Origin of the sequence: Candidatus Rhodobacter oscarellae (genome assembly GCF_001078595.1) — a bacterium.
Lineage (GTDB): Bacteria > Pseudomonadota > Alphaproteobacteria > Rhodobacterales > Rhodobacteraceae > Rhodobacter_B > Rhodobacter_B oscarellae.
This window is the reverse complement of record NZ_LFTY01000001.1, coordinates 221,381-247,905: the sequence shown is the minus strand read 5'-3', so window position 1 is coordinate 247,905 and position 26,525 is coordinate 221,381. Positions and strand designations below refer to the sequence as shown.

Below are 26,525 nucleotides of genomic sequence, written 5' to 3'. Positions count from 1 at the left end.
GATGGATCTTGCACGGTTTGCCCTTGAGAAGCGGCTGATTTCTGCCGTCGCGACGTTTCTTATCCTTTGGGCCGGGTACTTTGCTTACAACGCGTTGCCCCGGTTCGAGGACCCGGAATTCGTCATTCGGCAGGCGCAGATCGTCACCCCCTATCCCGGGGCCTCGTCCGAACAGGTCGCCGAGGAAGTCACCGAGGTGGTCGAGAACGCCTTGCAGCAATTGGCGGGTGTGGATGAGGTGCGCTCGGTCTCCTCTCCGGGCCTCAGCACCGTGACCGTCGAGTTCACGATCGCGGCCACACCGGGCTATCCGGAACTGGACGCCATGTTCTCCAAGATGCGGGCCAAGATTTTGGACGCGCAATCAAGCCTGCCCCCGAACGCATTGGCCAGCCAGGTCTATGACGACTACGGCGACGTCTACGCGCAGTATTATGCGATCACCGGCGAAGGCTTCACGATCTCGGATCTGTATGAGTATGCCAAGGACCTACAGCGCGAGCTGGTGACGGTGGATGGCGTCTCTAAAGTCATTTTGAGCGGCGTGCAGCCGGAAGTCATTTATGTCGAGTACTCGCCGTCGCGTCTAACGGAACTCGGGCTGGCACCGGCCCAGATCCAGCAATTGCTGGAGGGTCAGAACCTTGTGACGCCCGCCGGATCCGTCGTGGCGGGGCTGTCACGGCTATCGGTGCGGCCCGAAACTGCCGTGGGCTCCATCGAGGCCATCGAGAACCTTCTGATCACCAACGCCGAGACCGGGACGTCCTTCAGGCTGAGGGATATCGCGACCGTTTCGCGGGGGTTACGAGAGCCACCATCCGCGCTCCTATACCGCAACGGAGAACCCGCGATTGGTTTGGGCATCTCCAACACGCTGGGCGGCAACGTTGTGATTATGGGTAAGGCGGTCCAGGATCGGATCGACGCGCTGGAGAGCCAGCGGCCCATCGGCATCAACGTCTTGCCGATCTCGGATCAAGGCGCGAGCGTCGAGGTGTCGGTCAACGACTTTGTGGTGAACGTGATGGTGGCGCTTGCCATCGTCGTGGGCACTCTTTTGTTGGTGATGGGCCTGCGGTCCGGCATTCTGATGGGGGGCATCCTGCTGGTCACTGTGGCGGGTACGCTGTTCGGCATGTATCTCTACGGGCTCGACATGCAGCGGATCTCGCTGGGGGCGCTGATCATTGCCCTGGGCATGCTCGTCGATAATGCCATTGTTGTGGTGGAGGGCACGCTTGTGCGCGTGCAGCGCGGCGAAGACGCGGGACCGGCCTCACGCGCGGTTGTCAAACAAACAACATGGCCGTTGCTGGGTGGGACGCTCGTGGGCATTCTGGCCTTCTCGCCCATCGGGTTTTCCCCCGATAACACCGGCGAATATGCCGGTAGCCTGTTTTGGACCATTGGCATCGCGCTGCTGTTCTCGTGGCTCATAGCGATATGGCTGACGCCCTACTACTGCACGCTGCTCTTGAGGAAAGGCAAAGCGGAAGCAGAGCCAAAGGAGAACGCGATGCTCAGAGGCTATCGGCGGCTCCTTGCGGTGGCGATCCGCCTGCGTTGGCTGACCGTGGGCTTGATTGTTGCGCTTTTTGTTTCCGCTATCGCCATGTTTAGCGCCGTGCCGCCGGGTTTCTTTCCGCCCTCGACGCGTGCTCAATTCGTCATCGACTACTTCCTGCCGGAAGGCGCGGACATAACGCGCACCGAACAGGACCTGCTGGAAATCGCAGACTATACGCGTGGGTTGGATGGGGTCACGGGGACCAATACCGTGGTCGGCGGCGGGCATTTACGGTTCATGCTCATCTATGAATCCGAGGGCAATAACTCGGCCTATGGTCAGGTCCTTGTGGATGTCGAGGATTACTCCGTCATCGACGGGCTGCGTACAGACCTGCAAGCCCATATCGACGAGGCCTACCCAGAGTCCAACGCCAAGGTGTGGAAATTCGTGCTGGGTCCAAGCGGCGGCTCAAAGGTAGAGGCGCGGTTTTTCGGGTCCGATCCGGCGGTGCTGCGCGATTTGGCTGGGCAGGCCAAGACCATCCTGTCCCAGGCGGGGGCGGTTGCGGTAAAAGACGACTGGCGCGAGCAATTGCAGGTCGTGCGCCCGGTGATCAACACAGAAAACGCGCGCCGTATCGGCCTCACCCAAGGCGAGATCTCAAGCGCGATCCACGGCCACCTCGTCGGCACGAATTTAGGTGTCTACCGCGAGCGCGACGAGCTGCGCGACGTTGTGATGCGTCCGGTCGAGGAGGCACGCGATGATATCGGCGAGCTCCGAGACATTCAGGTCTTCGCTCAGGCAATCGGTGGCTATATCCCGATCAACCAAGTGGTGGACCGGTTCGACATCGTCTTTGAGGCGGGCAATCTGCGTCGCATTGATCGCCAGCTTGCGATCACGGCACAGGCTGACAACGCGCCCGGGGTGCTCTCTGGGGATCTCTTTGACGCCGTGCGCGGCCCCATCGAAGCCATCGAGCTGCCGCCCGGCTACTCGCTGGAGTGGAGGGGCGAGTATGGGAATTCCACAGAGGCCAATGCCGGTCTGGCGTCGATCATGCCTTTGGGCTTTGGGGCAATGTTCCTAGTCGTCCTGTTCCTGTTCAACGCCTGGCGCCAAACCATCATCATCTGGCTGACCGTCCCGCTCGCCCTAATCGGCGTGATCTTTGGCTTGGCGGGGTCGCAAACGCCGATGGAGTTCATGGCCATCCTCGGCGTCCTGTCGCTGACGGGCATGCTGATCAAGAACGCCATCGTGCTGATCGACGAGACCGACTCGCAGATCGCGGATGGCAAGGCGCGCATGGCCGCCGTAGTGGACGCCGCAGTCAGCCGAGTCCGACCGGTGTCTCTGGGTGTTCTGACGACAGTCTTGGGTGTTGTACCGCTCCTCTGGGATCCGTTCTTCAGGTCGCTTGCCGTGGTGATCATCTGCGGCCTCAGCTTCGCGACCATCCTCACACTCATTATTGTTCCGGCGCTCTATGCAATCTTCTTCAGAGTCCGTTCGAGCGAAACAGAACAGGCGCCATAAATTGGCACGCGACAGGGTGAAGCTGTTCGCAAAACGCAACTTCGAACCCTGGCAAGCGCCTGCTTTCTGTAGGGTCTCGTTTCAAAGATCCGAGCGTCGGAGTTCCTCAGCGAGGAAGTCCACAAACGCGGTGACTTTGCGCGGCACAAAATTGCGTGTTGGGTAAAGAGCGTGAATGGCGGAAGGGCTCGGATCCTCGTGATCAGGTAGCACGACTTCAAGTCTTCCGCTGTCGATGGGGCGTTGGACCAACCATCGCGGCAAGAAGGCGACCCCAAGACCTTGCTCGGCGGCGCTCAACAAAGTGTCGCCGCTGTCACAGTATAACGGGCCCGAGACCTTAACATTGACGGCTTGATCCCCTCTCTTCAGATGCCAAACGTTCTGGCCAGGCGTTGTCCTGAATTGAAGGCAATCGTGTCTCGAGAGGTCTGTTGCCGCCGCTGGCCGTCCGCGTCGGTCCAGATAAGCCGGGCTGGCGCAAAGCAGGGAGCTAGACGCGGTAAGCCTTCTGGCGATCATACTGGAATCGGGCAAAGCTCCTATTCTTATGGCAACATCAAACCCCAATTGGACCATGTCTTGAACTTCGTCCGTCATCGAAAGGCCAAACGCAACCTCCGGGTTCTGCAGGCGAAACTTTTGCAGCAGCGGCAGCACGCAGCACCGCCCGAACGCGGCAGGCATGGACACCCGCAATAGACCAGCGACTTCCGAGTTGGCCGTCGAAAGCGAGGCCGTAGCAGCATCGATCTCGGATATTATTGCGTGAACACGTTCCAAGAAGATCTCTCCGCTCGGGGTCAAATTCAATCTGCGGGTACTTCTTTGAAAGAGCTTCGTGCCGATGCGCCGCTCCAAATTCGCAATCTGCCTGGACGCGCTGGATTGCGGGATGCCTATGCGGCGAGCCCCGGCCGAGAAACCGTTTTCCTCGGCGACGGCTAGAAAGACTCGCATCGCAAGTTCGTGGTCCGTGTTAAGAACCGACCCGGTATTCGTAGGCAAATTACGGCCCTCCGGTATTTGCTTTGGTTCTGCGGCTCGCACCCCAGAAGGATGCTCACATCCAGCATTCATCCAAAATCGGATATTACATATCCATTATCCCGGGATTGTCTTAATCCGCAACCTACTCCAAATCCTGTTCAAGGAAACATGGTCTGCGACACACAGGTCGTTGCGCCAAACGCATCAAAGTGACCAAAGATTATGAAAAACACAGTCAAACGTTACGGAAAACGAACCGTGCAGACCTCAGAGGCCAGACATGCCGCGGTGACGCAATTCAAGAAGCCCCGACATGATCTGATCCCCCGCCCTTTGGCCGTCGCGGAGGCAACCGGATGAACATCAAGCTCTATTCCGCATGGTACTGTCCCTTTGCTCAACGCACCTGGATAGCGCTGGAAATGCTAGGTCTCGACTACACTTACATAGAGATCGACCCTTATGACAAAACTGAACACTGGATGGAAATCTCTCGGGGAAAAGGGCAGGTTCCCGTCGTCGAGTTCTCGGACGGCAAGGCCAACCGCGTAAGGGTGCCAGATTCGATCCGGTCGTTGGAGTTTCTGAATGATCTGGCCGCAGGGCAGTTTTGGAACAACGCGCCTACGCTGCGCGCCGACCAGAGATATTGGCTTGATCACATCAACGGCTGGATCGTCCCGCAGTTTTATCGGTTTTTGAAAGCGCCGGTTGGCAGCGCTCAGTCACAAGAGAGCCGAACAGCATTGTCAGAAGGATTGGCATCCCTTGAAACCGCAACGGTGGGACGTGGATCAGCGATAGACGCAAAGCACCCCGGCATGTTGGACGTTGCGCTTTTCCCTTTCGCCTACCGAATGAATCTTCTCTTGCCTTACTACAAGTCGTTCCGTCCGCTCGCGCACGCCTCATCACTGGGGGATTGGTTCGGTGAAATGTGCCGTTCGGAGGATGTGCGGGCGACCTCAGCCCAGGTCGAATATTACGATGATCAACTTCTTCAATTCTATGAACCCTACGCCGCCGGTGGAGGGCAGGAAGACGTCACAACAATCGCAAATTGAACCCGATCGCAACCAACCGCGAGACAAGGACGTCAAAATTGGATTTCCACAAAATCGTACCTGAAAGCGCCCATTGATCGGCAATATCTCGACCTCTATCCGCGGTTCCGCCAGCAATTCCGACTGACTTCAGTTGAGCAGGAGGTGCGTGTTTCTGACCAGTCGGTTCAACGAATGCCGGTATCGTGTTGCGGCCAATTCAATGGTGGCCGAAACGATGCCGGGGATGACAGCACAGACATTGGCGGAGTTGCGCGCAGGCAAAGATCTCAGCCTCGTAAGCTGAGTGGCCGTCAGATCAAGTCTAAAGGTATGCAGTCTGGGGTTGTTTAAGGTGTTGCATCGATCAACAAAAAAGAGCGATATGTCGCCTCACGAGCCCAGCTTGAGAGAACACGGTTTTGCGATTTTACCCCCGATTTCTACGCCCCCCCCCCCGACACACTCGCAGGCAAGCGCGGCAATGCAGCAGCTCCTTGCGGCCGCGCCCGATACAGATGTCGTAATGAACTCAAATGACCTCGCCGCGATTGGCAGTATGTTCTATCGCCCTGAGAATGGGCTCCGAGCTCCTGAAGATGTTGCCATCACAGGCTTTACAGGGCTGGCGATGACCGAAGCCCTGCCGCGACCGCTCACCATAATCTACACCCGAAGACACGACACCGGCCGGATTGCAGCGCGGAGGATTCTGAAAGCCCTTTCTGGTCCGCCTGTCGAAACAGTGACCGATCTGGGTTTTGATCTGATCCCCGGAGAAAGCAGCTGACCTGGCGCTATCCGGGCCCAAAAGCCTGACTAATCCAGCATATTCAGGGTTTTCATCCGTAGATAAAGACGTTTGCGCGGGATCCCGAGAAGAGATGCTGCGTTTGCTTTGCGCCCGCCGGTCTCGGACAGGGCGCTTTCGATGAGACGCCGTTCGAAATTGTCCATTGGGTCTTTGTAATTCAGCCGCTCGGCGTCTTCACTTTGGCTGGACCGGGTCAGGTGCAGATCAAGCCCCAAAGACAAGCGTTCGGCGATATTGTTGATTTCGCGCAGGTTCCCATGGAGAGCCGCCATCGGGTGGTCCGGGTCAATTGTTAGTGCATGATGGGCCTCTGGTCTATCGGGACGAGGCTTTCTGGCGCGGGCGGTCGGTATCCCAGGGCGCGGTGTGGCCTGATGGTGTTGTAGTGGATGCGCCATTGGTTCGATCAGGATCTGAGCTTCTCTGAGCGAGTAGAAGATTTCGCCATTGAGCAGCTCATCGCGGAACCTGGCATTGAAGCTTTCGCAGTAGCCGTTCTCCCAGGGTGATCCAGGCTCAATATAGGCCGTCTTCGCACCGACCGCTCCGATCCATTCCCTGACCTTCAGGGCGATGAATTCGGGTCCGTTGTCCGACCTGATAAACTCGGGCGGTCCGCGCAAGATGAACAGGTCTGTCAGGGCATCCACGACATCAATGGAATTGAGCTTGCGATCGACACGGATCATGAGAGCCTCCTTGGTGAACTCGTCGATGATGTTGAGTGTGCGATACGCACGCCCGTCATGGGTCCGGTCCTGAACGAAGTCATAGGACCAGACGTGGTTCGGTCGTTCTGGCCGAAGCCGCACACAGGAACCGTCGTTCAGCCAGAGCCGCCCCTTCCTTGTCTGTTTTTGCGGGACCTTCAGCCCCTCACGTCGCCATATCCGTTCAACCCGTTTGTGGTTCACATACCAGCCCGAGTTGTTGAGCAAGCCAGTGACCATGCGATACCCGTACCGCCCAAACTTTCGGGCAAGCTCGATGATATCCTCGGTCAACAGCTCCTCATCGGACCGGCCAGTTGGAACCTTGCGTTGGGTCGAGCGGTGCTGTCCCAATGTGCGGCAGGCGCGGCGCTCGGATACGCCAAGCGTCTGCCGCACATGATCAATGCACCGGCGGCGACGTGAAGGGCTTAGTAGTTTCCCCGTGCGGCCTCAGTCAGGATCAGCTTGTCGAGGGTCAAGTCAGACACTGCCCGCCTAAGATGCTGGTTTTCTTTTTCCAGTTCCTTGAGACGTTTCAATTGCGCCCGGCCCATCCCACCGTACAATTTGCGCCATCGATAATAGGTCTGCTGCGTCGTCCCGACCTGACGAACGGCATCTGCAATCGACATGCCTTGCCCCTGCAACACCTCAATCTGACGCAGCTTCGTTACGATATCTTCCGTTCTTCGGCATTCCTCGAACCAGTGGCGGAACGCCTCGAACTCTCTCGTTTTCCAGCCATTCTCTGGTCCTCCTGAAATCGGGATACTTCTATCCCAGTGGGTGGACCACTTTCAGGGGGCTATTCCACTTCGCCTAAACATAACGGATCGTTTGTGCACATCGCTACACCCTGTTTTCCAGAGCCTATTGCGAGCCTAAGAATCTTCTGTTTCGGCTAAGTCTTTGATTTTGTGGTGCCCGGGGGCGGAATCGAACCACCGACACGAGGATTTTCAATCCACTGCTCTACCCCTGAGCTACCCGGGCACGGGCCGCGGCGCTGCCGCTTGGGTCGTGGTGTTTTAGGCGCAGCGTCGGGCGCTGTCCAGCGGAATTTCCGGGTGAATTTGCGTTCCGTGGAATGGCCCATTCATGTTCGGATCGCCGCGGCCACCGACCGCGCAGAAAGCTTAGAAGATCGGCATGCGGTCCCGGCTGCGTTGCAGTTCGAATAGGCCCATTTTGGTCCACCCGAGGCAGCGCGTCTTGACGAAGCCGCGTGCGAATTCTTCCTGCAGGATGCGTTCGACGCGTGCGCGGTTCGAGCGGGACATCGGCGCGAAGTCGATGACGACCTGGCCGCCAAGCCCGCGGCTGTCGAGTTGCCGCGGAAGCTCGCGCGCGGCCTCGATATTGACCTTCAGGCCCGCGGCGCCTCCCGTCTGGTTGCCAGTGTTGACATCGACGGCGACGAAGGCGCGGGTCGGCTCGACGAAGATGTCACCGCCCGACGACAGGTCCACGCGGCGGGACCGCATCGCTTCGATGAACTCCGCGACCTCAAAATCCTCAAAGGCGGTGTCGCTCTGCGCCATTGGGCCCCAAGCAATCTGCGCGGCCTCGGCGGCATCGGGCCCGGCAAGGATGGCGCCACTCTCCAGCGCCGTCATCTGGTCGAACTGGGCCACTAGCCTGCGCGCTTCGGCCAGGATCTGGGAATCCTCCGCATCCTCGGCCGCGCTGCGCAGGATGAGGCCGCAATCTGCGCGCTCTTGGCAGCGCACCAGCTGCGTTAACGCGTGCCGGCGCGCCTCCGACGCGATCTGCCGTGACACGTTGACCCCCGGCGCCCCTGGCGTTGCGACCACAAAACAGCCGCGGAACCCGATTTTCAGCGTCACCGGGATCGCTTTGCCGGGCTCGGCAAAGCCCGAGACCTGCACCGGCGCCGAGGTGCCGTCGGGGATGCCGTCGCCCTTGAGAAAGCCCGTCGCACCGCCCGCCATCTGCACGAACTGGCCGCCGAGCTTCGGGACCGATCGGACCGGGCGCGCCAGGCAAACCGCCCCCCGCAAGGGCGGGCCGTCCTCCGGCGGGTCCACGATCAGATCGCTCCAGCGCCCGTCCACCAGCAGGGCCGCGGCCTTGCGCCCGCCAAACCGCCCCACCGCCAGGACCCGCCCCTTCAAGGCCGCGCCCGCCAAAGCGGGTAGCCCGCGGATTGCAACAGCTCCGCCGTCTCATGCAGCGGCAGCCCCACAACGGCCGAGAATGACCCCTGAATCCACGGCGCAAACGCGCTGGCCGGACCCTGGATCGCATAGCCCCCGGCCTTCCCGACCCAATCGTCGGTGGCAAGGTAGCCGTCTATCTCCGCCTGCGAGAGCCGCTTGAATTTCACCTGCGTGGTCACCGTGCGGCAGCTTATGCGCGCGTCGTTTCGGACCGCCACCGAGGTAATCACGCGGTGACGCCGCCCGGACAGCGCAATCAAGAAACGCGCCGCCTCATCGCGGTCGCTGGGCTTGCCCATGATCCGGCGCCCCAAAGCCACGGTCGTATCCGCACAAAGCGCGACGGCCCCTTGCGGCGTGGCCGTGGCCTCGGCCTTTAACTTGGTAACGCGCGCGCAATACACATGCGGCAACTCGCCGGCCAAGGGCGTCTCATCGACATCTGGCGGGCGAATTTCATCGGGCACGACCCCGATCTGAGCGAGCAACTCGACGCGTCTTGGGCTGCCGGATCCGAGGATCAATCTCATCGCTGCTTCGCGGCCCCAAACGCGGCCGCCAACCTACTTGAAGCGATAATTAATGCGGCCCTTGGTCAGGTCATAGGGCGTCATTTCTACTTGCACCTTGTCGCCAGCAAGAACCCGGATGCGGTTCTTGCGCATCTTACCTGCCGTATGTGCGATAATCTCATGGCCATTCTCAAGCTCGACCCTGAACGTCGCATTCGGCAGGAGTTCCTTCACGACGCCGGGGAATTCGAGCATTTCTTCCTTGGCCATGTGGTCTCCATTGATCAGCGCCCGCTCGGAACGGGCAGGGCCTAAATGAGCTTATGCGTGCGGTTTTGCAAGGGGCAATGCCGGTTCGTCAGCAAACGCAGCGCGCGCATGGGCCCCTTACCTTATGCGCGGGGCGCGTGCAGGTCTTGGGTCCCAAACGGGCCGTTTCCGTGGTGCCCATAAACGTTGACACTTCATTGGCTTATGCCAGGCAGGACATCCGATACGCGACTTCGCCCCGGGAGCGCGGCGCGTTGTTCGACCCCGTCAAAGCCAGGCGGCGCGGTGCTCACATGGTGCCGTTCCTTTGCTGATATGCCTGATCTGCAAACGAATCCTGGCAGAAGCCTCGTGTGATGGCCCGGTCTTAATCAACTCGCACGGCCGCCGGAGGGCGGGCCTAGCTGGCCCATGCCCGCCTCGGCGCGTGCTGGGCCTCGTGTTGCCGGTTCTTGTCTCCACGAAAGCGCGACAGCAGCCCGTCCAGCTTCTCCAGCTCGTTGGACAGGCTCGCGGATTGGAACGCGCCGTCCTGCGCCAGCCCGCTCATCGACGAAAGGCTCTCGTCCAGTCGGCTCAAGGCGCCCTCGACCTCGCGGACGCCGTTTGCCTGTTGCTGTGACGCCTGTGCGATATCGTCGATCAGATCCGCCGCAGAGGCCACGGCCGCCTCGATGTCGACCAAGGCTTCGCCCGCGGCGGTCGCCTTCTTGGACCCATTGGTGACCTCAATCTCCGTGCGGCGCGTCAGCTCCGCAATGTTGTGCGAGGCTTCCGCCGAGCGCTGCGCCAGGGACCGCACTTCCGTCGCCACCACGGCAAAGCCCTTTCCGGCCTCGCCAGCGCGCGCGGCCTCCACCGCGGCGTTGATCGACAAAAGGTTGGTTTGGAAGGCGAAGTTCTCGATCACCTTGGTGATGTCGGACACTTCGCGGGTGATCTCTACGATCCCGTTGATGGCCTCAATCGTGCCGGCCACGATCTCGGACCCCCGGCGCGACTTATCAGCGGCCGTGCGCGCCTGTTCGTCCGCCACCTGCGCCGAGGAATCCGTGGCGCGGATTTGCTCGGCGATCTGGCGCATAGAGGTGGATGTTTCGGCAAGATCGCTGGCCTGAGAGTTGGACTTAGAGGCCAGGTCCTCCGCATTATTGTTCACCGCGGCGGAGACTTGCGCGATCTGTTGCGAGCCCTCCAGAATGGCGTCGAAGAGTTCCTGCAGGTCTTCCATCGTTTTGTTGAAGCTATCGCGGGTCGTGGCGAAATCACCCTGCATCTCCTGGCCGAGCCGAATGGAGAAGTTTCCGCCCCCCAGCACCTCAAGCGCCTTTGTCAGCGCATCCGTGGCGATCTTGCGCTGCGTGATGTCGGTGGCGAATTTCACCACCTTCACCACGCGCCCATCTGCGTCCAGTATCGGGTTATAGCTCGCCGCGATCCACACCTCGGCGCCGCCCTTGCCAAATCGCAAGTACTCGCCCTGATGGAACAGGCCCTGGTTCAGCTTGTTCCAAAAATCGGTATAGGCGGACGAGCGCACCTCTTCGGGGTCAACGAACATTCTATGGTGTTTGCCGACGATTTCGGATTGTGCATACCCCATCGCCCCAAGGAAATTGTCATTCGCTTGTAGGATCGTCCCCGAAGGATCAAATGAGATCATCGCCATGGAGTTGGAAAGCGCCGACATCATCGCTTCTGCTTCCCGCGCCGCTTGGCCGCTCTCAGTGGTATCCGGTTTGCGCATCGTTTGACCGTCTCTCTTATGTAACTCGCAACTTGAGGTCTGGACTGGCTGCTATCCGCAGCCCTGGTCGCGCCAGGCCGAACCCGTCGAGGAGCGAAATATCGAATAAAAATTGCGGGATTGTTAAGATGGCGCGATCAGCTATGGGTCGAGGATCGGCGGGGTCTGAGGTCCGGATGATCGGGTAACGCTTTAAAACAAAGGAATAAAATCCGCGCTCTTACGGGCGGCTCACTCGCCTGCGCCGCCAAATCGGGTCTCCATGCGCTGCAAAATTTGGTCGCGCGCCTGGCGGTAAGAATCGAGCTTTTCCGCGCGCTGCGTGCCCAGCCCCGTGGGGTCAAGGATCGGCCAGTATTCGACATCGAGGTGAAAGAACCGGGTCAGCTCTAGCGCGCGCCGCTGGCTTGCCGGGGACAGCGCGACGATCAGGTCAAATCCCGACAGGTCGTCGCCCCATTCCTGCATCTCGTCGAAGGACCGGGACTTGTGGCGCGACAACTCCACGCCCAGCTCCTGGCAGACCGCGATCGAGAAGCCGTCGATCTCAAGATCGTTATACACGCCCGCGGATTGCACATAGATGTCCTGGCCGTGCAGCTTCTTCATCAGCCCCTCCGCCATGGGCGAGCGCACCGCGTTATGGTCGCAGCAGAACAGAACCGAGCTGGGCAGATCGCCGGCCAACGTCTCAGCCCCCCCAGTGCAAGACGCAGATCAGCGTGAAGAGGCGGCGGGAGGTGTCCAGATCAACCTCGGCCTTGCCCTCCAGGCGCTCCTCCAGAACGCGCGCGCCCTCGTTGTGGATGCCGCGCCGCGCCATATCAATGGCCTCGATCTGGCTGGGGGGGAGTTTCTTGACGGCGTCGAAATAGCTCTCGCAGATCTGGAAGTAGTCCTTCACCGTCTGCCGGAAGGGCCCAAGCGAGAGATGGAACTCGGCGACGGCGTCGCCGGTCTCGGTCTTGACGTCGAAGACCAGGCGCCGGTCGCGGATCGCAAGCACCAGGTGGTAGGGGCCCTCCGGCGCGCCCTCGCGCGGGACGCTAAAGCTGTTATCCTCCAGCAGGTCAAAGATCGCCACGCGCCGCTCCTGCTCGATCTCAGGCGTGGGCGGCGGCAGCGCGCTGTCGTCGATGTCGACTTGGGAGAGGCGGGTCATATGGACGGGCTTCCGGCAAATGGTTTTTTTGGTCTTTAAGGCAAGCCATCGTCGGCGGCAATGCGGCGCAAGTGCGCCGGGTCGGGCAGGGGAGGCTGGCTTGTGTCGCCGACCCGCCGGTTCCGGTCGCGCTGACGGCGTGGTGTTGCGCGGCGCGCGGGCTGTTAACCCGGCGCTTTCGGGCCTTGGGGTCCGACAAAAGTCCGACGTTTTGCCGACAAAAGTCCGACAGCGAATTTCTCAGAGAAATAAGGCGTTAAACCACGATTCGCGGCTCTCGCGTGCAGGGATTGCGCGCGCCTCGTTCAGATGCTGTTAAGAGGAGGCGCCCCTACAGGTCGCCATCGTTCAGCCGCTCCAGCCGGGCGGTGACGCTTAGCCCGTGCGCCTCCAGCGATTCCGAACGCGCCAGGGTCTCCGCCGCCGGGCCGATCGCCCGCAGCGCGGCGGGGGTCATCTCGGCCAGGGTGGTGCGCTTGATGAAGTCCATGACGCTCAGCCCGCTGGAGAAGCGCGCGGACCGCGCAGTGGGCAGCACGTGGTTCGGCCCGCCGACGTAATCGCCGATGGCCTCCGGGGTCCAGGAGCCAAGGAAGATCGCCCCCGCATGACGAATTTTCGCAGCAAATTCGCGGGGTTGCGCGATGCAAAGCTCCAGGTGTTCGGGGGCAATGCGGTTCGACAGATCCGCCGCCTCGTCGAGGTCACGCACCGTGATAACCGCGCCAAAATCGCGCCAGCTTGCGCCCGCGATTTCGCGGCGCTCCAGCGTTTCCAGGCGGCGCTCCACGGCCTCCGCGACCCGCTGTCCGAACCCGGCATCGTCGGTGATCAGGATCGACTGGGCGCTTTCGTCATGCTCGGCCTGGCTTAGGAGGTCAATCGCGACCCAATCCGGGTCGCCGCCCCCGTCGGCGATGACCAAGATCTCGCTGGGGCCCGCGATCATGTCGATGCCGACCTTGCCAAAGACCCGCCGCTTGGCGGCGGCGACAAAGGCGTTGCCCGGCCCGGTGATTTTGTCAACAGGAGCAATGGTTTGCGTGCCATACGCCAGCGCGGCGATGGCCTGCGCCCCGCCGATGCGGTAGATCTCGCTGACGCCCGCAAGATGCGCGGCATAGATCACCAGCGGGTTCACCACCCCGTCCGGGGTGGGCACGCAGATGGCCAGCCGATCCACACCCGCGACCTGCGCCGGAATGGCGTTCATCAGCACGCTGGAAGGGTAGCTCGCCAGCCCGCCGGGCACGTAGAGCCCCGCCGCCTCGACGGGCGTCCAGCGCCAGCCCAGCCGGGCGCCGCTCTCGTCCACCCAGTCGGCATCCTGGGGCATCTGCCGGGCGTGATAGGCGCGGATGCGCTCGGCGGCCAGATCCAGCGCCGCGCGCTCCTCGGACGGCGCGGCGGCGCAATGCGCCGCGATCTCCTCGGGCGTGAACGCCAGGGATTGCGGGGTCAGCGCCAGCCGGTCGAAGCGTTGCGTCAACTCGATCACCGCCGCGTCGCCACGGGCCCGCACATCCGCGATGATCTGCGCCACCACGGCGTCCACATCGGGGCTGTCCTCGCGCTTCATTGTCAGAAGCGCCTGGAACTGGGCCTCAAAACCGGGATCGGTGGACTCTAGGAACTGCGGCAATTTGGTTCTCCCTGGCTCGCGCATGCGCGTAGACGATCCAAGAGTTGCCCGCAACATGCGGTTGGTTTCTTTTGGCCTTGGAGCGGACCTTTGGACGGGCCAAATCTCTTGCAAGAGATTTGCACTTTCCTTCCAAGGAAAGTGGACCCGCGCGCCGGTAAGAGGTTCCGATGGAAGAAACATTTCGGGGCGCGCTGAAGAAACTCTTGCAAGAGTTTCGCAATTTTCTTGCAAGAAAATTGCCACCTGCCAATGCCCGCTCCAGGCCAATCGCGACCAAACCCGTAGGGTTCACCCCGCATCCGCACCGCGCGCATTGTTAACCACGCCCGTGTCCGACCTGGTGCCCGACGGAAGTCCGACGCTTTGCCGACAAAAGTCCGACAACGTGTTTGGCATAAAAATAAGGGCTTAACCGCTGATTCGCGGATTTGAGCGCTGCGCGGGGGTAAGGATTGGTTAAGAAACCCGCCCGCTCAGAGATCGCCCTCGATCACATAGTCCTCCCACTCCTCCTCGGGGACCTCCCATTCGGGGACGGTGCGGCCCTGCACCGAGACCCCGGCGCGGTGCACGCTCTCCGGGTCGCCCGAGATCAGGGGGTGCCAGTCGTAAAGCGCCTTGCCCTCGTAAAGCAGCCGGTAGGCGCAGGTCTCGGGCATCCAATAGGCGATCTCGGCCAGGTTCTTTGGCGTCAGCACCACGCATTCCGGCACGATCTGCTTGCGGATGTCGTATTGCGCGCAGCGGCAGGTCTCGTCGTCCAGCAGGCGGCAGGCGATGCGGGTGAAGGCGACCTCCTGCGTGTCGGGGTCCTCCAGCTTGTTCAGGCAGCACTTGCCGCAGCCGTCGCAGAGCGCCTCCCACTCCTTGGGAGCCATGTTCTTGAGCGGCACCTTTTCCCAGAACTCAGGCCGCAGCCCGTCTCGCGTGATGGGATCTTTCACAGCGCGCTCAATAGGTTGCGCGCCTGGTCACAATCCGCATCCATCTGCGCGATCAGCGCGTCCAGCCCGTCGAACTTCAGCTCGGGGCGCAGGTAATCCACCAGGGCGACCGAGAGATGCGCGCCGTAGAGGTCGCCTTTGAAGTCGAACAGGAAGCTCTCCAGATTGGCGCGGTTCTCGCCAAACATCGGCCGCACGCCCAGCGAGGCCGCGCCGTGGTAGCTGCCCGCATGCGGGCCGTCCAGCACGTCCACCAGCACCGCGTAGACGCCGAACTGGGGCGGGTGCAGCCCCTCGATGGACATGTTCGCCGTGGGGTATCCCAGCTCCCGCCCGCGCTTCTCGCCATGCTCCACCGGGCCTTCGATGCGGTGCCAATGGCCCAGCATCGCCGCGGCGTCCCGCGGTCGCCCCTCGGCGAGGGCCCTGCGAATATTGGTGGAGCTAACCTCCTGGCCCGCGGTCTCGATGAGCTGCGAAAGGGTCACGTCAAAGCCCATCTTAGCGCCGAATGCCACCAGGTCCTGCGCCGTGCCGGCGCGGCCCTTACCGAAGCAGAAATCCTCGCCCACCACCACGTGGCTTAGCCCAAGCCCGTCCACGATGACCTCCTGCGCGAAGCCCTCAGGGGTCAGCCCAGAGAGGTCGGCGTTGAAGGGGATCTGATACAGGTGGTCGACGCCCAGCTTCTCCAGCCGGTGCGCCTTAGCCTCTGAATTCATGAGACGAAATGGCGGCGCGCTTGGCGCGAAGACCTCGCGGGGATGCGGCTCGAAGGTCATGATGCCCAGCGGCGCGCCGGTCTTGGCGGCCTCGGCGCGGGCGATGTCGATCACCGCCTGATGGCCGATATGCACGCCATCGAAATTGCCGATGGCGGCGGCGGCTCCGCGGTCCGCCTCGGTCAGGCCTGCCCAGCTGGTGAAGGTCTTCATCGGCCCCCGCGCACAGGGGCAACAGGCCCCAGATTCTAGTCGAATTTCCGGCTTGGCGCCAGGACCAGCGCCTCGCCTCTCAGCACCACCGTATCCCCCACCGCGCACTGACAATCAAGGGTCACCCGGCGCCGCGAGTGGTCGATCTCTTTCACCGAGACCTCGGCCAGAACCAGGTCGCCCGGGCGCACGGGGGCCATGAATTTCAGGTTCTGCCCCAGATAAACCGTGCCGTGGCCCGGCAGCTGCTCGCCAATCACCGCAGAGATCAGCGAGGCGGTCAGCATGCCATGGGCGATGCGGCCCTCAAAGATCGTGTCCCGGGCATAGCCGTCATCCATGTGCACCGGGTTAAAATCGGTGGAGATCTCGGCGAACATCTGGATGTCGCGGTCGGTGATCTGTTTCTGGACGTAGCGGCTCATGCCGATCTCCAGGTCTTCGATGCAGATCGTGCCGCGGGGCTGATTGTCGAGCATTGGGTGCGTTCCAAGGGTCATGTCGCATTGCGGCTTAGAGCAAACGCCGCGATGCTGCAACTGCGAAAGCAAGAAACGGTTTACTTTTTGACCCGGACCGCAACAAAGTTGCGCGGCGATTCAGCGCAGAAAGCCGATGGAATAGAGCGGATCATAGGCCGAGGCCGCCAGATGCGCCTCCAAAGCCGCGGGGTCGGGCTGCGTCTCGGTCTTGGTTTCCGCCGCCGCCAGCCCGCCGGTGATGTAGAGGCAATCGAGGTCCTCGCCCATCGCGCCCGCCACGTCTGTGATGATGCCGTCGCCCACGCAGAGGATGCGCCGCTCGTCCACGTCCTTGCTCATCGCAGCGAGCCGCCGCCGCGCCAGGTCATAGATCGGCGGGTGCGGCTTGCCAAAGTAGAGGCTCTGGCCGCCCATCTCGGTGTAAAGCTGCGCCAGGGCGCCCGCGCACCACTGCCGCTTCTCGCCCACATCCACCACGATATCGGGGTTGAAGCACAGCAGGGGCAGGCCCTTCTGCTTGGCGTAAAGGAATTGCGGGCGGTAGAGCGCGGGGTCCGCGTAGGGGTCCTCGGGGCCACAGCAGATGATGCCCTCGGCCTCTTCCAGGTCTACGCGGGAGATTTCCACCGGGTTATCAATGATTTGGAGGGGATCGAACACGGACAGGTCGCTGTCATAGCCGATGAACCAGACCTTCGAGCCCGCGGCCCCGGTGAACATGGCGGACCGGGCGCTGTCACCCGAGGTGGTGATCACGTCCCAGGCGTCGCGTGGCACGCCGAGCCGCTCAAGCTGCGGTTCCACGTAATGGCGCGATCGCGGGGCGTTGGTCAGCAGCACCACCGTGCCGCCGCGCTGGCGGAAGCCCTGCAGGGCGGCCACCGCCTCGGGGAAGGCCTGGCGACCGTTATGCACGCAGCCCCAGAGGTCGCAAAACAGCACGTCGTAGCGGTCTGAAATCTCGGCGAGGGAGTTCACAATCTGGGTCACGGAATGGGCCTTTCTGCCGGGATGTTCGACGTCTGTATCGCGCCGGTATTACGTGGGTTTCGCGTCGGTATCATGTCAGTGCGGCGAAGGGCAGGGGGGTGGTGCCGCATTGCGGCAAGGAATCACTGGATGGGTTCGTCGGCCGACCAGCGCTCCTTGTCTTTCCAGAGGTCACGCAGGGCATGGCCCTGGCCACGGAAGTCCTCTTGGAGGAAATCCCAGTCATAGATCCGGTCGGTTCGGAAGTGCCGGAAGCCACCGCGCAGCTCGCACCAAGCGGCGAGCATGGCGGCCTCAAGATGGTAGACCAGCGCGATGGGGCGGATCGTGCGCCGCGTCTCGGCCTCGTCCTCGCTGCGGTAGAGGATGCGGATCTTGCGCTCCTCGCGGATCGCGGCGCGCAGATCGGCCTTGGGCACGCCGCCCAATTGCGCGTCGTCAAAGGGCACGCCCCAGGGCGCCACCTGTAGCCAATCGGCCTGCCCGTGCAGCGCGTCCACCTTCTCGCGGATGCGCTTGGCGGCCTTGCGCAGGCTGCTGTCGCCGGTGCGCGCGAGCATCGAGAGCCCGACCCGCAGCGCCTCGATCTCCTCTGTGTCGAAGTTGAGCGGCGGCAGGTCATAGCCGCGCCGCATCATGTAGCCGATTCCCGCCTCGCCCTCGATGGGCGTCCCCATGGCCTGCAGCGCGGCCATGTCGCGGTAGATCGTGCGCACCGAGACCTCCATCTGCACGGCGAGGTCATCGGCGCGCACCGGACGGTCGCGGGCGCGCAGGATCTGGATGATCTCAAAGAGGCGATTGGTGCGCGGCATGGGGCAGGTCCCGTGTCTGGTTGCTGACACCCTAGCATACCCCCCTGACAGGGCGTGTCAGGAGGGGTCGGCTATGACGGGGCCTCAAACGGAGGAACCGGAATGTCTTATTTCGACCATGCCACGATGATCTACTTTCGCCTTGGACCCTGGGCGGATGACGCGCGCCACGTAAAAACCGCGCGCTTGTTTAGGCGGCGATGGGAAAGCAAGCCGCGCCGTTAGGGGCAAAATTTGTCCCAAGCACGCCTTCGGCACGCGCAATTTTCTTGCAAAGAAATTGCGAAACTCTTGCAAGAGTTTCTGTGCCGCTCCGACAGGTGCGACCTGGAAAATCGAACCCTCGAGTGCGCGCGGGCCCAACTTTCCTTTGAAGGAAAGTACAAATCTCTTGAAAGAGATTTGGCGCGCCCGGCGGAGGATGAGGGTTAAGAACGCGTGGTCCGCAGGTCGACTAGACCGTCAGGTTCGGGATGATCTGTTTCTTGCGGCTCATGACACCGGGCAGCACCACGGTGTCGCCGGACACGGCGACGCCAAAGCTTTTCTCGGCCACAGATTTCACCAGCGCGTTCGGCACCAGCAGGGTGGCCTCCTCGCGCAGGATGTCCACCACAAAGAGCAGTACCTGGTCCACGCCGTCCTCGGCGGCCACGTCGCCCATGGAGGCCATCAGGCTGTCCTTGCGGTCCAGCGGGATCTCGGGCGCGGTGGTCTCCAGCACGCTCACGCGGAACTTGGTCTCGCCCACGGCGTATTCCTTGCTATCCATGCGGATCAGTTCGGCGTCGCTGAAGGCCGAGACGTCGGACTTGGCGGCGAACATCTCGGCGGCATAGGCCGCCAGATCCAGGCCCAGCTCTGCGGCGAGCCGCTCCGCTAGCTCGCGATCCTGGTCCGTCGTGGTGGGCGAGCGGAACTCCAGCGTGTCGCTGAGGATGCAGCTCAGCATCGCGCCCTTCACCCAGTCGGGCATCTTGGCCGCGTTCGGCCCCATCAGGTTGTGCATGATCGTGGCCGTGCAGGCCAGCGGGCGGATGGTGATCGAGATCGGCCCCGCAGTCTCCAGCCCGCCCACCAGCTTGTGGTGGTCAATGATCGCCTGGATGTCGGCGCTGTTGATGCCCTCGGGCAGCTCGGCAGGGTTGTTGGTGTCGACGATCACCACCGGTTGGCCCGGCTCGACATCCGAGATGATGCGCGGCTTGGGCAGGTCCCAGCGCCGCAGCACAAAGGCCGCCTCGGTGTTGGGCTCGCCCAGCAGGACCGCCTCGGCGTCGCCGCCCTTCACCTCGTTGAGATACCAGGCCCAGATGATGGCCGAGCCGGTCGAGTCTGTGTCAGGGGATTTGTGGCCAAAAATGAGCGTCGTCATATCGCGTATCCGTTTCCAGGGGGGAATTTTGCGGCCTCTATAGGCGCGCGCGCCCGGCTTGTCACGGGGGCACGAGGTTGACATTTCGCCGCCCCTCGGCTAGCAGAACGGCCTGGATAGAGGAGCTTTGTCAGATGGAGAAGTAGGCCATAGCCGCCCACCGATCCGCCGCCGCCGCGCGGCACCGCCCTATTCCAGGAGCGCCCTGACAATGGACAAGTAACGCATCGACCGCTCGCGCGGGCCGTGGCCCGCCATCCTTGATCCAACCTCATGAGGGCAATGTCATGCCGAACAAGAAAGAGACCCCCAAGCCCGGCTTGGGCCGGGCGCCCCTGCGCCTGCCATCCGTCACCAAAAAACCGCGCCCCGATCCGCGCGAACTTGGCCGCGGGCCGTCCAAGGCCCGCCCAGCCGGCGGACGCCCGCCGCGCTTCCCCGGCCGCACCGGCGGGAGATAGGCCTTGCGATAGCGCCACGCCTGGGGTTCCCTGGGCGTGGCATCTGCAGCAGGACCCCATGAAGGAAAGCGACCTATACGGCCCCGTGAAGACGCATCTGGAGGCCCAGGGCTTTGCCGTGAAGGGCGAGGTCGGTGCGGCGGATGTGGTGGCCATGCGCGACGAAGAGATGGCGGTGGTCGAGCTCAAGCTCGCCTTCTCGCTCACACTCCTGCACCAGGCGGTGGCGCGGCTCGCGGTGACCGACCAGGTCTATGTCTGCGTGGCGCGGCCCAAGAAGTGGAAGCCCCTGCAGGCGAATATCAAGCTCTGCCGGCGCCTGGGGCTGGGCGTGATGAGCCTGCGCGCCTCCGACGGGTTCCTAGAGGTCCATGCCGAGCCCGGGCCCTACGCGCCGCGCAAGTCCAAGACCCGCAAGGCGCGGCTGGAAAAAGAGTTCGCCCGCCGCATCGGCGACCCGAATGACGGCGGCGCCACGCGCCACGGGCTGGTGACGGCCTATCGCCAGGACGCGATCCGCTGCGCGACCTATCTGGCGGAATACGGCGCATCGCGGGGCGCGGCGGTCAAGGCCGATACCGGTGTCAGCCGCGCCACCACGCTGATGCGCGACAACCATTACGGCTGGTTCGAGAAGGTCGAAAAGGGCGTCTACCGGCTGAACGAGGCGGGCCGCGCCGCACTGGCGGATTGGGGCGACGCATTGGAGTGACCTCCTCAGGCCTTTTGCGTCGCCAGCCGATCCCCCAGCGAGGCCGCAAGGCGCTTGAACCCTATTCCGGTGCGGAACTCAAACTCCTCGTAATGGAAGCGCCGCGGGGTCATGCCGTGCTTGGCCAGCGCCTTGGCGAGGCTGCGCCGCATTGGCGCGGGGCCGCAGAACCAGGCCTTGGCCTGGGACATGTCGGCGGCGCTTGCGACGGCCTCGGGCGTCATCCGGGTGCCCTCGGCTGAGACGCAGAGATGCAAGGTCAGGTTCGGATGCGCGGCGGCGGCGGCCTCGATGCGCTCTAGCTGCGGCGCCTCCTCGCGCGATTTAACCGCCCAGAACAGATGCACCGGCGCGGTGTCTTTGTCGGTCAGTGCCTCGGCCCAGGCCAGGAACGGCGTGATGCCGATGCCGCCCGCGATCCAAAGCTCGGGCGCGCTGCCGCCGCTGCGCCGGGTGAACCGCCCGAACGGGCCCTGCACCTGCGCCGCGCTGCCCGGCTTAAGGTCACGCAACAGCCGATGCGTGAAGTCCCCCAGTGGTTTCACGGTGATCTGCAGCGCGCCGTCCGCATGGGGCGGGGCGGAGAGCGAGTAGGGGTGCGGCTCTGTCAGGCCGGTCTGGCGGAACGAGAAGATCGCGAATTGGCCGGGCGCGTGGCGCATCGGCGCCCCCTCTGATGCCAACGAGATCTGCGCCGCGCCGCCGGTCCGGTCGATCGACGAAACGCGGTAGGCGCGCCCGCGCCGAGCGGTCTCTGGCAGCAGGGTGTAGACATAGGCCAAAAGCCCCAGCAGGCAGAAGGCTGACACATAGAGCCCCACCGGGTCGCCGAAATTCGAGAACGGCTTGAGCTCCAACAGGTAATGCAGCGCGCCCGCCACAAAGAACGCGCCCATCACGCGATGCGTCCATTTCCACAGATGATACGGCACGAAGGTGGCGACCGAGATCACGCCGAGTACCAAGAGGCCGTAAAGCGACAGCTCGCCCAGGGTCTCGCCCAACTCGACCAGCGCCGTCTCGCGCCCCAGCCCGTCCATATCGGCGTCGATCGTGTCGTGCAAAAGGATCGCCGCCAGCGCCAGTATGCCCGACCATTTGTGCAGCACATAGACCCGGTCGAGCCCGCCAAAGAGCGGCTCTACCACCGGCAGGCGCGTCGCCATGAGCTGCGCCCAGGCCATCAGGATCAGCGCCGACGCGCCGATGAATTGCGAGAACAGCGCGACCTGGTCCCGCACGTTCGGGACGTTCGCAAAGAGAACCGCGCAGACCGCCACGCTAACAATGAGAATCGTAAGGCCGAGCTTAGACATAATATTACTGGTCCGTTCACATGAGAGTGTTTGTTTCTGATTGGCGTTGAGGATCCAATGAACGCGGATCCGCTATTCAGAGATGCGGCGGGGCACGCGTTCGACCTGGAAGCCTTGGCGCTCTAACAGCCGCAGCAGGCCCTGTTCGCCGGGCAGGTGCAGCGCCCCGGCGGCAACCAGGACCGGGCCAGCCTCGGCGGCAGGCAATATCCGATCCATCCAGCCGCGATTGCGCGCGCCGATCAGCGCGTCCTCAAGGCGCGCGTAGTCGGCCAGGATTTCGGCCTCGCTCAGCCCTTGTGGCTCGGCCAGCGCCTGCACAAGCGCGAACTCCCAGATCACCCGGATCTCTTCGCGGAAGTAAGCCTCCACCAGAGTCTTGTGCTGGTCGTCCGGTTCGAAGTTTTCCATCCGCAGGAACAGGGTCAGGAATTCGATCATCTCGTCCTGACTGAAGAGGCCGAAGATATCCAAGACGGTATCGTGATCCTCCAGCGCCCGGGCGGGATTGCCCAGCTCCTTGGCGCGTTCAATGATCATCTGGTCCAGCCCGCGCTTGCCCGCCCGCACGCCCTCGATCACGCATTTGGTGGCGCTGAGCGTCATAAGCGCCATCCAGGGCTGCATCTTGGCGGCCATAAAGCCGGGCACGCCGCGCTGGCGCATCGCGGCGGTCAGGCGGTCCCAGTCGGCCGGGTCCATCATCTCTAGAAGCGAGGGGCCTTCGGTCAGGAAGGCCAGCGAGGGGTTGGTAGCGATGTCGCGCTGGAGCCGCGCCTCGTCGCCCTCGCCAAGCTCTAGGAACACCGTCGTCGCGCCTTCGATCCAGGGCGCGATCTGGCTCATGGTGGCGCCGTGGCGCGGCTCGTGGAAATGCATAGTGCCGACCAGATGCACCACCTGATCGCCCTTGGTGGCCCGCCAGAGGATCCCATTCGGATAGGGATGCGCGTCGGCCATCTGGTCCAGCGCGGCGCGCTGAGCCGGCGGCATCCGCGCCAGCAGGTCATTGCCCGCGCATTGCGCCCAAAGAGGCAGCGCCGCCAGGCAGAAAAGTAACGTCAAAAGAACCCGCATCGCCGCGCCTCGCAAATTGATCGCCTCCAACCTAGCCGCCGATTGCGCCGGATGAAAGGCGCGCGCGGGCGACGTGATTTGCTTTTCATGCGCTGCCGTGCGTCACTTCGCGCAGTGTCCAGCCAAGGAATAGCCAGATGCAAAAGACCGCGATCATTGCCCTCGACGACCTCCCCGACCGCAAGCCGAAATACGCCCTGGTGGGCGAGGTGGACCTGGTGGTGGTCCGCTTCGACGCCGAGGTCTCGGTCTTCTACGGGCGCTGCCTGCACCGCGGCGCGCTGATGTCGGACGGGTTCGTGAGCGGCAAGAACCTGATCTGCGGGGTGCATTTCTGGGACTATCGGCTGGATAGCGGGGTGTCGGAATACGCCAATGAAGAGGCCCTGCCCAGGTTCCAAAGCTGGGTCGCGGACGGGCAGGTCTGGGTGGACGCCGACGAGATCGCCGGATGGGCGCAGGAGAACCCGCAGCCCTATAACCGCGACGCCTATCTGGGGCTCTACGCGGACCCCTCGCATGGCGAGAAGGAAGAGACTTACACCGGCCTGATCCAGCAATACGCCCGCGACGGGCTGTCCAAGACCGGCCATCACGGCAAGGTCGAGAGCATGGGCGTCCCCCGGGGCGCGCTGCCCGACTGGGACGACATCCAGATCCTGACGGCGCAGCTGCACAAGCCGCCCCTGCTGGATGACGACCCGGTGGGCACCGAGGTGGTGATCGGGCCGAACGCGCAGAAGCCCCTGCGCCTGAAGATCCCGCTTTTTGTGTCGGACATGTCCTTTGGTGCTCTGTCCGAGCCCGCCAAGGTGGCGCTAGCCACGGGCGCCGAGCTGGCCGGCACGGGAATCTGCTCCGGCGAGGGCGGCATGCTGCCCGAAGAGCAAGCCGCCAATAGCCGGTACTTCTACGAGCTCGCCTCGGCTCGGTTCGGGTTCGACTGGGACAAGCTTATGGGCGTGCAGGCCTTCCACTTCAAGGGCGGGCAGGGCGCCAAGACCGGCACCGGCGGGCACCTGCCGGGCAAGAAGAACAAGGGCAAGATTGCCGAGGTGCGCGGCATCCCGGCGGGGACCGACGCGATCTCGCCGCCGCGCTTCCCCGACTGGACCGAGCCCGCGCAGATTAAGGAGTTCGCCGACGAGGTGCGCGACCGCACCGGCGGCATCCCCATCGGCTACAAGCTGAGCGCGCAGCATATCGAACGCGACATCGACGCCGCCTTGGAGATTGGCGTGGATTACATCATCCTCGACGGGCGGGGCGGCGGCACGGGGGCCGCGCCGATCCTGTTCCGCGACAATATCAGCGTGCCGACGATCCCGGCGCTGGCCCGCGCCCGTAGGCATCTGGGCGAGAGCCGGGACGTGACGCTGGTGATCACCGGCGGGCTGCGCAAGCCCGCGGATTTCGTCAAGGCCATGGCGCTGGGGGCGGATGCGGTGGCGCTGTCGAACGCGCCAATGCAGGCCATCGGCTGTTTGGGCATGCGCGCCTGCCACACCAATAACTGCCCGGTGGGCATCGCCACCCAGAAGCCGCATCTGGTCAGCCGCATCGTGGTCGAGAAATCCGCGCGGCAATTGGCGAACTTCTTTGAGGCCAGCGCCGGGCTGATGCAGGTCATGGCCCGCGCCTGCGGGCATGATCATGTGTCAAAGTTCAACGCGGGCGACCTGACGACCTGGAAACGCGAGATGGCCGATCTGTCCGGCGTGGCGTTCGGGGGGATCGGCGCGTCGCAGTAGAATTTGGCCCCGGAGTAGAGGTTTGGGCACGCCATCCGTTGGAAATTCATTCCGGGTGCGGGCATGGTCGTTCCGTGCTGTCCGTCACCCATAACTCCTTGCATTCAATCCCCGCAGGATACCCCGACGGAGCTTTCTCGCAGGGCGCGGGTTGGCCCGCTTGGAGGGTATAAAGGCAAGGGGCGCTTCGCAGTTAAAGATTGGTTGGGGGAAGTTTGGGCTTCGGCGGATCTTGGCGCAACACAATTTTCTTGCAAGAAAATTGCGAAACTCTTGCAAGAGTTTCTTCGATGTGACCCGCATTGATCCTTCAATTGCAACCTCTTGCCAGCTTGCGGGCCCCACTTTCCTTGGAAGGAAAGTGCAAATCTCTTGCAAGAGATTTGGCGTACCCAAAAGGCGCTGCAGGCCAGAAACACCCACAATAATCGCCATTTCGGGCCTGAGTTAGACGGCTATGCGGCGGCCCTCGGCAGCCGAGCGATAGGCCGCCTCGACCAGCTCCACCACCGTTAGATAATCGCGGGCCGTGTTCTCGGGTGATGTCGCGTTGCTAAGCGCGGTCACCGCATGGTTGATCAGCGCCGCCACGCAGCCTCCCCCGAACTGGCTGTTGTCGACGCGGTCGGTGATCAGCACTGGCTCGACGGATTTTTGCCCGAAGGCGCGGTAGTGCAGGCGACCGTCGCCGTCCAGTCGCAATGCGCCGCCTTCACCCTCGACCAACATCTCGCCCATGGTGCGGCGCGGATCGGCGGCGGTGCTGTCAGCCAGCCGGTTGCCATCGAAAACCGACTGCACACCGCTGTCATGCGTCAGAACGATATGCCCCGCGTCCTCGCCCGCGATGGCGGGATTCAACTGGCGCAGATCGGCATAGATGGATGCCACCGGCCCGAAGAGATACCGGAACGTATCGATCAGATGCACGGCGGTTTCCTGCACCAGGAAGCGCGGCATCTGCTGAAAGCTGGGCTGGCGCGCCATATAGGCGTCCGCGCCGCGCCCGTCGCCGGGCCGCAGCCGGAATTGCGCCCCATAGACCTGCCCCATGCGCCCATTGTGCAGAAACCGCTTGGCGGTGCGATACCAGGGCTGAAAGCGGAAGTTCTCGTGGATCACCAGGGTGGCGCCTGCGGCCTCGGCCTCGGCGGTGATCGCCTTGGCTTCTTCGAGGGAGGTGCAGAACGGCTTCTGGCAGATGATCAGGCGATCCCGCCGCAGCGCCATGCGGATGAGCTTGGCCTGCGCAGAGGGCGGCACGACCAGATCGACGATGTCGGGGTCGGTGTCGCGGAACATCTGCTCGGAGTCCCTGTAACCGATGGCGCCGGTCAGCGCGGTGGCCTCGGTGGCGAGGCCAGGCGTCGGATCGCACACCGCGCTCAGCGTGGCGTCCGGGTTCGCCTGCCAGGCGTTCATATGGAACTGGCTGAAATATCCTAGACCGACCAATGCAACTTCAAACATGATGTGCCCCCAAGCCTTCCCGCAGTAATAGTATGCCGTGCAGGGGCGCGGATAAAACAGCAAATG

At 62.9% G+C, this 26,525-nt stretch carries 23 protein-coding genes, 1 tRNA gene and 1 pseudogene; 5 read left to right on the top strand and 20 right to left on the bottom strand.

Annotation, left to right across the window (positions count from 1 at the left end):
- The first annotated feature begins 1 nt into the window (after position 1).
- Entirely contained in the window at positions 2-3,055 is a 3,054-nt protein-coding gene (locus AIOL_RS01085) for an efflux RND transporter permease subunit (RefSeq protein WP_049641190.1), read from the top strand.
- Between the two features lie 81 nt (positions 3,056-3,136).
- Here the strand turns inward: AIOL_RS01085 and AIOL_RS01080 are convergent, their stop codons facing one another.
- Positions 3,137-4,015 (bottom strand): LysR family transcriptional regulator, encoded by an 879-nt coding sequence (locus AIOL_RS01080; RefSeq protein WP_049641189.1) that lies wholly within the window; start codon positions 4,013-4,015, stop codon positions 3,137-3,139.
- A gap of 386 nt (positions 4,016-4,401) precedes the next feature.
- On the opposite strand from AIOL_RS01080, the gene AIOL_RS01075 reads away from it, so the two are divergent.
- The gene (locus AIOL_RS01075; RefSeq protein WP_049641188.1) at positions 4,402-5,109 is read left to right on the top strand and encodes a glutathione S-transferase family protein; all 708 of its coding nucleotides are present in this window, start codon (positions 4,402-4,404) and stop codon (positions 5,107-5,109) included.
- A gap of 364 nt (positions 5,110-5,473) precedes the next feature.
- Positions 5,474-5,878 carry a substrate-binding domain-containing protein gene (locus AIOL_RS24165; protein ID WP_082152361.1) on the top strand — a complete coding sequence of 135 codons (405 nt, stop codon included), beginning with the start codon at positions 5,474-5,476 and terminating at the stop codon, positions 5,876-5,878.
- A gap of 29 nt (positions 5,879-5,907) precedes the next feature.
- Here AIOL_RS24165 and AIOL_RS25780 read toward each other — a convergent pair whose 3' ends face one another.
- From AIOL_RS25780 to AIOL_RS00985, 16 genes and pseudogenes are all read right to left on the bottom strand, one after another.
- Positions 5,908-6,045: a helix-turn-helix domain-containing protein gene (locus AIOL_RS25780; RefSeq protein WP_235438883.1), complete on the bottom strand. Its 138-nt coding sequence runs from the start codon at positions 6,043-6,045 to the stop codon at positions 5,908-5,910.
- Between the two features lie 149 nt (positions 6,046-6,194).
- Positions 6,195-7,292: pseudogene (locus AIOL_RS01065) on the bottom strand (IS3 family transposase).
- A 241-nt stretch (positions 7,293-7,533) separates the two neighbouring features.
- Positions 7,534-7,608 (bottom strand) — tRNA-Phe (locus tag AIOL_RS01055).
- Between the two features lie 143 nt (positions 7,609-7,751).
- On the bottom strand, positions 7,752-8,750 hold the full coding sequence (locus AIOL_RS01050; protein ID WP_152912304.1) for a ribonuclease E/G: 999 nt from the start codon (positions 8,748-8,750) through the stop codon (positions 7,752-7,754).
- Complete coding sequence (locus AIOL_RS01045) at positions 8,747-9,325, bottom strand: Maf family protein (protein WP_049641184.1); 579 nt, start codon at positions 9,323-9,325, stop codon at positions 8,747-8,749. The genes AIOL_RS01050 and AIOL_RS01045 overlap by 4 nt, the downstream gene beginning before the upstream one ends.
- A gap of 33 nt (positions 9,326-9,358) precedes the next feature.
- Positions 9,359-9,577, bottom strand: a complete 219-nt coding sequence (infA, locus tag AIOL_RS01040; RefSeq protein WP_011455993.1) for a translation initiation factor IF-1 — start codon at positions 9,575-9,577, stop codon at positions 9,359-9,361.
- A 400-nt stretch (positions 9,578-9,977) separates the two neighbouring features.
- Positions 9,978-11,324, bottom strand: coding sequence for a methyl-accepting chemotaxis protein (locus AIOL_RS01030; RefSeq protein ID WP_082152359.1), 1,347 nt, complete (start codon positions 11,322-11,324; stop codon positions 9,978-9,980).
- Between the two features lie 231 nt (positions 11,325-11,555).
- Positions 11,556-12,011 (bottom strand): arsenate-mycothiol transferase ArsC, encoded by a 456-nt coding sequence (locus tag AIOL_RS01025; protein WP_082152358.1) that lies wholly within the window; start codon positions 12,009-12,011, stop codon positions 11,556-11,558.
- Positions 12,012-12,015: 4 nt separating this feature from the next.
- Positions 12,016-12,486 (bottom strand): UPF0262 family protein, encoded by a 471-nt coding sequence (locus tag AIOL_RS01020; RefSeq protein WP_049641181.1) that lies wholly within the window; start codon positions 12,484-12,486, stop codon positions 12,016-12,018.
- A 331-nt stretch (positions 12,487-12,817) separates the two neighbouring features.
- Positions 12,818-14,128 carry a histidinol dehydrogenase gene (gene hisD / locus AIOL_RS01015; protein ID WP_049641898.1) on the bottom strand — a complete coding sequence of 437 codons (1,311 nt, stop codon included), beginning with the start codon at positions 14,126-14,128 and terminating at the stop codon, positions 12,818-12,820.
- A 476-nt stretch (positions 14,129-14,604) separates the two neighbouring features.
- Positions 14,605-15,075: a YcgN family cysteine cluster protein gene (locus AIOL_RS01010; protein ID WP_049641180.1), complete on the bottom strand. Its 471-nt coding sequence runs from the start codon at positions 15,073-15,075 to the stop codon at positions 14,605-14,607.
- Entirely contained in the window at positions 15,072-16,010 is a 939-nt protein-coding gene (locus tag AIOL_RS01005; protein ID WP_049641179.1) for a bifunctional riboflavin kinase/FAD synthetase, read from the bottom strand. Before AIOL_RS01005 ends, AIOL_RS01010 begins: the two co-directional genes overlap by 4 nt.
- 35 nt (positions 16,011-16,045) lie before the next feature.
- Entirely contained in the window at positions 16,046-16,489 is a 444-nt protein-coding gene (locus AIOL_RS01000; protein WP_049641178.1) for a MaoC family dehydratase, read from the bottom strand.
- Between the two features lie 120 nt (positions 16,490-16,609).
- On the bottom strand, positions 16,610-17,482 hold the full coding sequence (locus tag AIOL_RS00995) for a TIGR01459 family HAD-type hydrolase (RefSeq protein ID WP_049641177.1): 873 nt from the start codon (positions 17,480-17,482) through the stop codon (positions 16,610-16,612).
- Positions 17,483-17,604: 122 nt separating this feature from the next.
- On the bottom strand, positions 17,605-18,297 hold the full coding sequence (locus tag AIOL_RS00990; RefSeq protein WP_049641176.1) for a helix-turn-helix transcriptional regulator: 693 nt from the start codon (positions 18,295-18,297) through the stop codon (positions 17,605-17,607).
- A gap of 454 nt (positions 18,298-18,751) precedes the next feature.
- Positions 18,752-19,672: a manganese-dependent inorganic pyrophosphatase gene (locus AIOL_RS00985; protein WP_049641175.1), complete on the bottom strand. Its 921-nt coding sequence runs from the start codon at positions 19,670-19,672 to the stop codon at positions 18,752-18,754.
- Between the two features lie 519 nt (positions 19,673-20,191).
- Here AIOL_RS00985 and AIOL_RS00980 point away from each other — a divergent pair.
- Complete coding sequence (locus tag AIOL_RS00980; protein WP_049641174.1) at positions 20,192-20,845, top strand: DUF2161 domain-containing phosphodiesterase; 654 nt, start codon at positions 20,192-20,194, stop codon at positions 20,843-20,845.
- Positions 20,846-20,850: 5 nt separating this feature from the next.
- Here AIOL_RS00980 and AIOL_RS00975 read toward each other — a convergent pair whose 3' ends face one another.
- Together AIOL_RS00975 and AIOL_RS00970 are read right to left on the bottom strand one after the other, a co-directional pair.
- Positions 20,851-22,161: a ferredoxin reductase family protein gene (locus tag AIOL_RS00975; RefSeq protein WP_082152357.1), complete on the bottom strand. Its 1,311-nt coding sequence runs from the start codon at positions 22,159-22,161 to the stop codon at positions 20,851-20,853.
- Positions 22,162-22,233: 72 nt separating this feature from the next.
- Positions 22,234-23,238 (bottom strand): TraB/GumN family protein, encoded by a 1,005-nt coding sequence (locus tag AIOL_RS00970; RefSeq protein WP_152912303.1) that lies wholly within the window; start codon positions 23,236-23,238, stop codon positions 22,234-22,236.
- Between the two features lie 137 nt (positions 23,239-23,375).
- Here AIOL_RS00970 and AIOL_RS00965 point away from each other — a divergent pair, with 137 nt between their 5' ends.
- Positions 23,376-24,989, top strand: coding sequence for a glutamate synthase-related protein (locus tag AIOL_RS00965; protein WP_049641171.1), 1,614 nt, complete (start codon positions 23,376-23,378; stop codon positions 24,987-24,989).
- Positions 24,990-25,436: 447 nt separating this feature from the next.
- On the opposite strand, the gene AIOL_RS00960 is transcribed toward AIOL_RS00965, so the two are convergent.
- Complete coding sequence (locus AIOL_RS00960; protein ID WP_049641170.1) at positions 25,437-26,459, bottom strand: Gfo/Idh/MocA family protein; 1,023 nt, start codon at positions 26,457-26,459, stop codon at positions 25,437-25,439.
- Positions 26,460-26,525 lie beyond the last annotated feature (66 nt).

Excerpts from the sequence above, each read along its gene's own strand:
- AIOL_RS01085 (WP_049641190.1), top strand. The coding sequence starts at position 2 with ATGGATCTTGCACGGTTTGCCCTTGAGAAGCGGCTGATTTCTGCCGTC.
- AIOL_RS01080 (WP_049641189.1), bottom strand. The coding sequence starts at position 4,015 with ATGCGAGTCTTTCTAGCCGTCGCCGAGGAAAACGGTTTCTCGGCCGGG.
- AIOL_RS01075 (WP_049641188.1), top strand. The coding sequence starts at position 4,402 with ATGAACATCAAGCTCTATTCCGCATGGTACTGTCCCTTTGCTCAACGC.
- AIOL_RS24165 (WP_082152361.1), top strand. The coding sequence starts at position 5,474 with ATGTCGCCTCACGAGCCCAGCTTGAGAGAACACGGTTTTGCGATTTTA.
- AIOL_RS25780 (WP_235438883.1), bottom strand. The coding sequence starts at position 6,045 with ATGGACAATTTCGAACGGCGTCTCATCGAAAGCGCCCTGTCCGAGACC.
- AIOL_RS01045 (WP_049641184.1), bottom strand. The coding sequence starts at position 9,325 with ATGAGATTGATCCTCGGATCCGGCAGCCCAAGACGCGTCGAGTTGCTC.
- infA (WP_011455993.1), bottom strand. The coding sequence starts at position 9,577 with ATGGCCAAGGAAGAAATGCTCGAATTCCCCGGCGTCGTGAAGGAACTC.
- AIOL_RS01030 (WP_082152359.1), bottom strand. The coding sequence starts at position 11,324 with ATGCGCAAACCGGATACCACTGAGAGCGGCCAAGCGGCGCGGGAAGCA.
- AIOL_RS01020 (WP_049641181.1), bottom strand. The coding sequence starts at position 12,486 with ATGACCCGCCTCTCCCAAGTCGACATCGACGACAGCGCGCTGCCGCCG.
- AIOL_RS01005 (WP_049641179.1), bottom strand. The coding sequence starts at position 16,010 with ATGAAGACCTTCACCAGCTGGGCAGGCCTGACCGAGGCGGACCGCGGA.
- AIOL_RS01000 (WP_049641178.1), bottom strand. The coding sequence starts at position 16,489 with ATGCTCGACAATCAGCCCCGCGGCACGATCTGCATCGAAGACCTGGAG.
- AIOL_RS00990 (WP_049641176.1), bottom strand. The coding sequence starts at position 18,297 with ATGCCGCGCACCAATCGCCTCTTTGAGATCATCCAGATCCTGCGCGCC.
- AIOL_RS00985 (WP_049641175.1), bottom strand. The coding sequence starts at position 19,672 with ATGACGACGCTCATTTTTGGCCACAAATCCCCTGACACAGACTCGACC.
- AIOL_RS00980 (WP_049641174.1), top strand. The coding sequence starts at position 20,192 with ATGAAGGAAAGCGACCTATACGGCCCCGTGAAGACGCATCTGGAGGCC.
- AIOL_RS00975 (WP_082152357.1), bottom strand. The coding sequence starts at position 22,161 with ATGTCTAAGCTCGGCCTTACGATTCTCATTGTTAGCGTGGCGGTCTGC.
- AIOL_RS00970 (WP_152912303.1), bottom strand. The coding sequence starts at position 23,238 with ATGCGGGTTCTTTTGACGTTACTTTTCTGCCTGGCGGCGCTGCCTCTT.
- AIOL_RS00965 (WP_049641171.1), top strand. The coding sequence starts at position 23,376 with ATGCAAAAGACCGCGATCATTGCCCTCGACGACCTCCCCGACCGCAAG.
- AIOL_RS00960 (WP_049641170.1), bottom strand. The coding sequence starts at position 26,459 with ATGTTTGAAGTTGCATTGGTCGGTCTAGGATATTTCAGCCAGTTCCAT.